This window comes from Clostridium cuniculi, from assembly GCF_004353185.1.
Classification (GTDB): Bacteria; Bacillota; Clostridia; order Clostridiales; family Clostridiaceae; genus Clostridium; species Clostridium cuniculi.
Genome location: NZ_SMUS01000072.1, coordinates 1 through 7,098, shown reverse-complemented (window position 1 = coordinate 7,098; position 7,098 = coordinate 1). Strand labels below are relative to the sequence as shown.

7 protein-coding genes are annotated in these 7,098 nt (G+C 28.7%); 2 read left to right on the top strand and 5 right to left on the bottom strand.

Going from position 1 to position 7,098, the window contains the following annotated elements; translation table 11 throughout:
- On the top strand, nt 1-1,043 hold a 1,043-nt coding region (locus EJJ37_RS19280; RefSeq protein WP_133017068.1), incomplete at its 5' end, for an amidase domain-containing protein.
- Nucleotides 1,044-1,134: 91 nt separating this feature from the next.
- Here the strand turns inward: EJJ37_RS19280 and EJJ37_RS19275 are convergent.
- The 3 genes from EJJ37_RS19275 to EJJ37_RS20545 all read right to left on the bottom strand — a co-directional run bounded on the left by EJJ37_RS19275 (nt 1,135) and on the right by EJJ37_RS20545 (nt 3,799).
- The gene (locus tag EJJ37_RS19275; protein WP_133017067.1) at nt 1,135-3,234 is read right to left on the bottom strand and encodes a sodium-translocating pyrophosphatase; all 2,100 of its coding nucleotides are present in this window, start codon (nt 3,232-3,234) and stop codon (nt 1,135-1,137) included.
- A gap of 235 nt (nt 3,235-3,469) precedes the next feature.
- Nucleotides 3,470-3,619: a hypothetical protein gene (locus EJJ37_RS20550; protein ID WP_166484851.1), complete on the bottom strand. Its 150-nt coding sequence runs from the start codon at nt 3,617-3,619 to the stop codon at nt 3,470-3,472.
- Between the two features lie 30 nt (nt 3,620-3,649).
- Nucleotides 3,650-3,799 carry a hypothetical protein gene (locus EJJ37_RS20545; protein WP_166484850.1) on the bottom strand — a complete coding sequence of 50 codons (150 nt, stop codon included), beginning with the start codon at nt 3,797-3,799 and terminating at the stop codon, nt 3,650-3,652.
- Between the two features lie 160 nt (nt 3,800-3,959).
- Between EJJ37_RS20545 and EJJ37_RS20540 the strand changes: the two genes are divergently transcribed.
- Nucleotides 3,960-4,115 (top strand): hypothetical protein, encoded by a 156-nt coding sequence (locus EJJ37_RS20540; protein WP_166484849.1) that lies wholly within the window; start codon nt 3,960-3,962, stop codon nt 4,113-4,115.
- Nucleotides 4,116-4,172: 57 nt separating this feature from the next.
- Here the strand turns inward: EJJ37_RS20540 and EJJ37_RS19270 are convergent, their stop codons facing one another.
- Nucleotides 4,173-6,173 (bottom strand): YgiQ family radical SAM protein, encoded by a 2,001-nt coding sequence (locus EJJ37_RS19270; protein ID WP_133017069.1) that lies wholly within the window; start codon nt 6,171-6,173, stop codon nt 4,173-4,175.
- A gap of 274 nt (nt 6,174-6,447) precedes the next feature.
- Complete coding sequence (locus EJJ37_RS19265; RefSeq protein WP_133017066.1) at nt 6,448-7,086, bottom strand: hypothetical protein; 639 nt, start codon at nt 7,084-7,086, stop codon at nt 6,448-6,450.
- Nucleotides 7,087-7,098: the final 12 nt, after the last annotated feature.

Sequence of the window (7,098 nt, the reverse complement as noted above, 5' to 3'; positions counted from 1 at the left end):
AACAAGAAATTACTGATGTTTCTAATGATACTGATACTAATGATGAATTAAAACAACAATTCCAACCTTTAGTAGAAAATATATTTTTATATAGAAATTCAGCAATATTAACTAGAGATTGTGAAGGCTTAAAAGTATTTTATGATTTAGATAAGAATGTTGGAAAATGGGCTTATGAAAATGAAGTTACTAAAACAAAATATTTTACTAATTGGTGTGAAAAACAATGTGTTTCATTTACAAAAATAAACTCTATAATTAAAGTTTCAAAAGTAAAAGAGATTGAAAAAGATGTATATAATATAATTTGTTATGCTTGCACAAAATTTTGTTACAGCTATGAAGATGAACCTAATATCGAAAATTACTTTAAACTTGGAACTTGTCATTATATAAATCTAAAAAAAGATAATGATAAATATATAATTATAAAAGAATGGTATACTGATCCTTTAGCTGATTCTCTGGATCTTAATAATATAGAATGCACTGAAATAAAAAGTACTATTCTTTCTCATAAAAAGCCTGATTTCACAATAGACGAAAGAACTCAAAGAGCAATTGACTATGCTCATGAATATTGTGGTATTAGTGATAATGAGGAGCATTTATTTAAATATAATAAAGAATATAAAAATTTTAATCCAGATGGTGGTGATTGTGCTAATTTCGCCTCTCAAATTATGTTTGAAGGTGGCGGCTTTAAAAAGAATAATGTTTGGAATTATTGTAATAAAAGTGCTACAAGTGCATGGATTAATGCTCAAGGATTTAAAAATTATTTGATAAATAGCGGACGTGGTACCTATATAGCAAAAGGCTATTATTGTGATACCTATAAAGATGCATTTAATCTTAGACCAGGAGATATTGTAGCTTATGAAAAGAAAGGAAGAATAACTCACGTTTCTACCGTTACTGGTTTAGATTCTAAAGGTTATCCATTAGTAACTTGCCATAATACCGATAGAATGCTCGTACCTTATGATTTAGGATCGAGTAATAGTAATATAAAGTTTCATTTTATAGATGTACATTATTAATTTAAGATAATATTTTAATTAGAAAATTAAGTTTTGAACAGGACTTCGCTAGTTCAAAACTTAATTTCTTAATTCTAAATGTCTTTGTAATTTAGAAAATATGGAAAGTTAATATTACCATGCCAAATACTATTGAAACTATAGACATTAACTTAATTAATATATTGATAGCTGGTCCTGAAGTATCTTTAAATGGATCACCTACAGTATCTCCAACAACAGCACCTTTGTGACACTCTGAGCCTTTACCTCCAAAATTACCTGCTTCAATATGTTTTTTAGCATTATCCCAAGCTCCACCAGAGTTTGACATCATAACGGCTAAAACAAATCCACTTATTGTTGCTCCTGCAAGTAAACCTGCAACACCATTTGGACCTAAAATTATTCCTACAACTAATGGACTTATAATTGCTATTAATGCAATTACAAGTAATTCTTTTTGTGAAGATTTTGTACAAATATCAACACAAGAAGCATAATCTGGTTCTGCTTTTCCATCCATTAAGCCTTTTATTTCTTTAAATTGTCTTCTTACTTCAACAACTATTTTACTAGCAGCTCTTCCAACGGCACTCATAGTACAAGATGAAAATGCAAAAGTGACCATAGCTCCGATAAAGGCACCAATTAAAACTTGAGGATTTAATATTGATAAATCAAAATTAAATGCTATATTATTAGTTGTTGCCATTTGTTCAATTGAATTTTTATATGCTGCTATAAATGCTAATGCTGTTAATGCAGCTGATCCAATTGCAAATCCCTTTCCAGTTGCAGCTGTTGTATTACCTAATGAATCTAATGCATCAGTTCTCTCTCTTACTTCTGAAGGTAATCCTGCCATTTCTGCTATACCGCCAGCATTATCAGCAACTGGTCCATAAGCATCAGTAGCTAAAGTTATACCTAAAGTAGATAACATACCAACTGAAGATATTGCTATACCAAAAAGCCCCATATTGAAATTGTTAAATCCATCTGAAGCAACAAAACTAATTAATATAGAACATCCTATAATAATTACAGGTGCTGCAGTAGATTTCATTCCTACTGATAAACCAGTAATTATTACTGTTGCAGGTCCTGTTTCTGATGACTGAGCAATACTCTTAGTTGGCTTATAATTATCACTAGTATAATATTCAGTAAAAAATCCAATTAACAATCCAGCAACAAGTCCACATAAAATCGAGAAATAAACTCCAATATTTTCTCTACCTAAAATATTATTTACTACAAAATAAGATGCTATAGCAATAACAATTGCAGAAAAATATGTTCCTCTTCTTAAAGCACTTAATAATGCTTTCTGTGAAACATCCTCTTTAGATTTAACAAAAAAACTACCAACTATTGAAGCCATTACTCCAATAGAAGCAATAATTATAGGAATTGCAGCACCATTTACTGAAAGACCTGCAGCTACTGCTAATGCACAAGAAGATAAAATTGAACCTACATATGATTCATAAAGATCTGCACCCATACCAGCAACATCACCTACATTGTCACCTACATTATCTGCTATAACAGCTGGATTTCTTGGATCATCTTCTGGAATACCAATTTCAACCTTTCCAACTAAGTCAGCACCTACATCAGCCGCTTTAGTAAATATACCACCACCAACTCTTGCAAAAAGAGCCATAGATGATGCACCCATACTAAAGGTAACCATAGTAGTTGTTATTATTGTAATTCTTTCATCTATAGGCATTGCTCCATAATACCAATTTAAAATAAAATACCAAATACTTAAATCTGTTAAAGCTAGTCCTACAACAACTAGTCCCATAACTGTTCCACTTGAGAAAGCTACCCTTAAACCACTGTTTAAACTCTTAGTACATGCATTTGCAGTTCTACTATTAGAATTTGTAGCAATTTTCATACCTAAATATCCGCTTAAACCTGAAAAAATTCCTCCCGTTAAAAAAGCAAATGGCATAAAAATACTCACAAAATTAAATTGAGCTAATATAAATAAAATAATAAACATAATTATAAAAAATATTCCAACACCTTTATATTGGCGCTTTAAAAATGCATTAGCTCCTTTTCTTATGCTTTCAGCAATATACTTCATCCTGTCTGTCCCTTCATCAACTTTAAATATTGTGTAGGTGTAGAACGCAGCAAAAATCAACGCTAAGCTTGCTCCTACTGGTGCAAAAACCATTAAGCTCATAAATTCTCTCCCCTTTGTGTTAGATTATTTTTTTATATTTTATTATTTAGACTCTATTTACATAATAGAATTTAAATAATAATTTTTACTATATACTATTATCAAAGAAATTTAATGAATAAATTTTAAATATATCTTCATTTTTAAAATATTAAAAAGCAATATAAAATATACCATTGTAATAAAAATAATATATTTCATATTGCCTATAAACTTAGCTTTTTATATTTTACTTTTAAAATCCTTTTTTCTTAGCCTCGATACCACTTTCATTAAGTGCAGGTTCTTCTATAGTTGTTACATATTTATTTTTAGGATTATTATTTTGAGATTTTGTTCCATTTCTTAAGTAGTTTTCTTTAGTGTATTCTCTTTTATTCTTCATATTATCTCCTTATTTCCTATATAAAATTAATTAAAATTTAGGGTCTATTTCATCTCTTTGTATACGCTTTAAATCCTTTAATCTCAAATGAGTAGTCTCCATTATTTTTTCCCAAGACTCTCCGTCAATAATCATTTTTTTGGCCACATCTCTACTTAAAAGTGTATCTAGCTTTTTCATTTTAGACCTCCTTTTATCTTTTGATACTATTATTTTATGGCTTTTTAAAAAACTTATTCGAGTTATTAATTTCAAGAACTTACATTAAATTTATTAAACTTTGAGTAATAAAATTTTTTTTTGCTAATATAATGTAACATAATGAAAGGAGAGATAAAAAATGAGTAAACAAAAACGTGGAAAATACATTAAAACACTTCCTAATTGGAGAGGGACTTGTCCTATTTGTGGCAGAAAAAGAGTTAAATTAGTTTGGAGCAAAAAAGACGATAACGGAAATACTATTAATATTTGCAAAAAATGCTCTCTTACGTAAATATAAAAATATTTATAATAAAGAAGGTATAGTAAAAAAATTACTATACCTTCTTTATTAACGTGTTCTACTATTTTTTCCTTTTCCACTTCTACTATTTCTAGTATTTTTAGAATCTCTATTTTTCTTTGAATTATTATTTTTTCCTCTATTTGAGGAATTTTTATCCATTTGCTTTCCATTTTTTCTTGAAGAGCTTTTGCTTTTTGAATTTCCTTTAGATTTTGGTCTAACTAATCCATGTGCTTCTTTATATCTTTGTTCCTTTGACTTTATTAAACACTTAGGTCCATTTCCAATTAAGTCTTCTCTTCCAGCTTTCATCAATGCATCATAAACTATGTTATAATTTTTTGGATTACTAAACTGTAAAAGTGCTCTTTGCATAGCCTTCTCTTCTTTACTCTTAGGCACATATACAGGCTTCATTGTGATTGGATCTAAACCTGTATAAAAAATTGTCGTTGATAATGTGCCTGGCGTTGGATAAAAATCTTGTACTTGCTCCGGCTGATATTTTATATCTCTTAAATATTCAGCAAGTTCTATTGCTTCTTTTAAAGTACTTCCAGGATGACTTGACATTAAATATGGTATAATATATTGCTTTTTACCAAGTTTTTCTGTAATTCTAAAGAATTTTTGTCTAAAATCTTCATATGTTCTTCCGGCCGGTTTACCCATATGCTTTAATACTTTTTCAGACACATGCTCCGGTGCAACTTTTAATTGACCACTTACATGATGTTCTACTAACTCTTTAAAGAATGTATCATCCTTATCAGCCATTACATAATCATATCTTATACCTGAACGTACAAATACCTTTTTTATTTTAGGCAAGCTTCTTACACTTCTTAATACATCTATAAACTCTTTATGGTCTACTTCCATATTTTTGCACACACCAGGGCTTAGACATTGCTTAGTCTTACATGCACCTATAGTTAATTGGTGCTTACATGCAGGTTTTCTAAAGTTTGCTGTAGGGCCACCAACATCATGAATATAACCTTTAAAGTCCTTCATTTCAGTCATTTCTTTTGCTTCTTTAACTATAGATTCTTTACTTCTACTTTGAACTGCTCTACCTTGATGGAATGTTATTGCACAGAAAGAACAGTTACCAAAACAACCTCTTGATCCTACTATACTAAACTTAACCTCTTCTAATGCAGGAATTCCTCCCATTGGTTCATAACTTGGATGATACTCCTTTGTAAATGGTAAGTCATAAACTGCATCTAATTCTTCTCTGTTTAAAATTACTTCTGGTTTATTTACTACTAAGAATTTATCTCCTTGATCTTGTACTATAGTTCTTCCTCTTATTGGATCTTGTTCTTGATATGTAATCTTAAATGCTTCACAATATTTAATTTTATCAGTAGAAACTTCTTTATAAGATGGAATAACTATATGTTCTTCATAAACTTCATCTAAACTATCTGCTAAGTAACATGTTCCTGGTACATGTCTTATATATTTAGCATCAAATCCTTCATTTAAATAATGAGCAACTTCTACTATCTGTTTTTCACTCATTCCATATATTAAAAGATCCGCTCCACTATCAGTTAATATTGATTTTCTAACCTTATCTGCCCAATAATCATAATGTGCAAATCTTCTAAGACTAGCTTCAACTCCACCAATACAAATATTAATATTTTTATATGCTTCTCTAATTTTATTACAATATACTATAGTAGCTCTATCTGGTCTAAGTCCCATTTTCCCACCTGGAGAATATAGATCCTTCTCTCTTAATCTTTTACTTACAGTATAATGATTAACCATAGAATCCATATTTCCTGCATTAACTAAAAAGGCTAATCTAGGTCTTCCAAGTTTCATAAAATCATCTGTATTATGCCAATCAGGTTGAGCTATAATACCAACTTTGTATCCAGCGTTCTCCAATACCCTAGATATTACTGCAGTACCAAAACTATGGTGGTCAACATATGCATCTCCTGTTACAATTATGAAGTCACATAGTTCCCAACCTCTCTCTTCCATATCTGCTTTGCTTATAGGTAAAAATTTATTGTTCATCTCATCACATCTTTCATTTTTTTCTTTACGCATCTATTTAAAATACAATTTCTTATAATTTAACATCTATTAATATACCATCTAATTTTATTCTTGTTAATACCTCATATGAAATTACCATAATATTTATAACTTAATTATTTCCTAAAATATAATTTTAAACCCTTATACTAATTTTTATAACTAAATAAAAAAATAAACCTTGATTGTAGTACCAACTAAATATTTATAGCACTTTTCTCAAGATTTATTTTTATAAATTTATATTTCTTATTTAAAATTCTAAAGTATTACTTAAATAAGTTCCTAATCTTTTTAGCATAAAAGGATTTTTATCTATACCATCAAATAATGCTAGTATTTGATTTTTATTTAAATCCATATGACTTTCTAATTCATCAAGCATATTATCATCCTCAAACTCTTTTACAAGTTCTTTTCCTATTTCATTTACATTTCTAAAAAATTCAAGTTTGCTAAATATTCCAAATGTTGCATTGGCCCTAGCATTTGTTATATTAATAAATTTTTTCAACTTCTCTAATGTAAAATTACTTTTCAAGCTTTTAACCATTTCATAATCATAATTTATTTCTTTTAAAATATTATATTTATCAGAATTCTCATTTTCTTCAATAAGGTCTATGGTTTCATAATCATCTAATGCATCTAAAAATATTGTATTCTCCTCTCTTCCAAAAGATTTTGTTATATATGTTGATGGTATTACAACAAATCTAATAAATCCTATAAGCTCTTGAGGAGATTTAAAAGAATACCAATTACAAAAAAAATCTCTACTATAAGAATTTACCAAAGCAAACTTTAATACATAGGAATCAGGCTTAATATCTATATTATCTTGATTCGTTAAATAATTTTGCCAATAATAAATTAAATCATATTTTTTCAAGATTACACCTCC

What these genes read in the sequence shown, in the direction of transcription:
- EJJ37_RS19270 (WP_133017069.1), bottom strand. Translation starts at nt 6,173, where the DNA reads ATGAACAATAAATTTTTACCTATAAGCAAAGCAGATATGGAAGAGAGA.
- EJJ37_RS20545 (WP_166484850.1), bottom strand. Translation starts at nt 3,799, where the DNA reads ATGAAAAAGCTAGATACACTTTTAAGTAGAGATGTGGCCAAAAAAATG.
- EJJ37_RS20540 (WP_166484849.1), top strand. Translation starts at nt 3,960, where the DNA reads ATGAGTAAACAAAAACGTGGAAAATACATTAAAACACTTCCTAATTGG.
- EJJ37_RS19275 (WP_133017067.1), bottom strand. Translation starts at nt 3,234, where the DNA reads ATGAGCTTAATGGTTTTTGCACCAGTAGGAGCAAGCTTAGCGTTGATT.
- EJJ37_RS20550 (WP_166484851.1), bottom strand. Translation starts at nt 3,619, where the DNA reads ATGAAGAATAAAAGAGAATACACTAAAGAAAACTACTTAAGAAATGGA.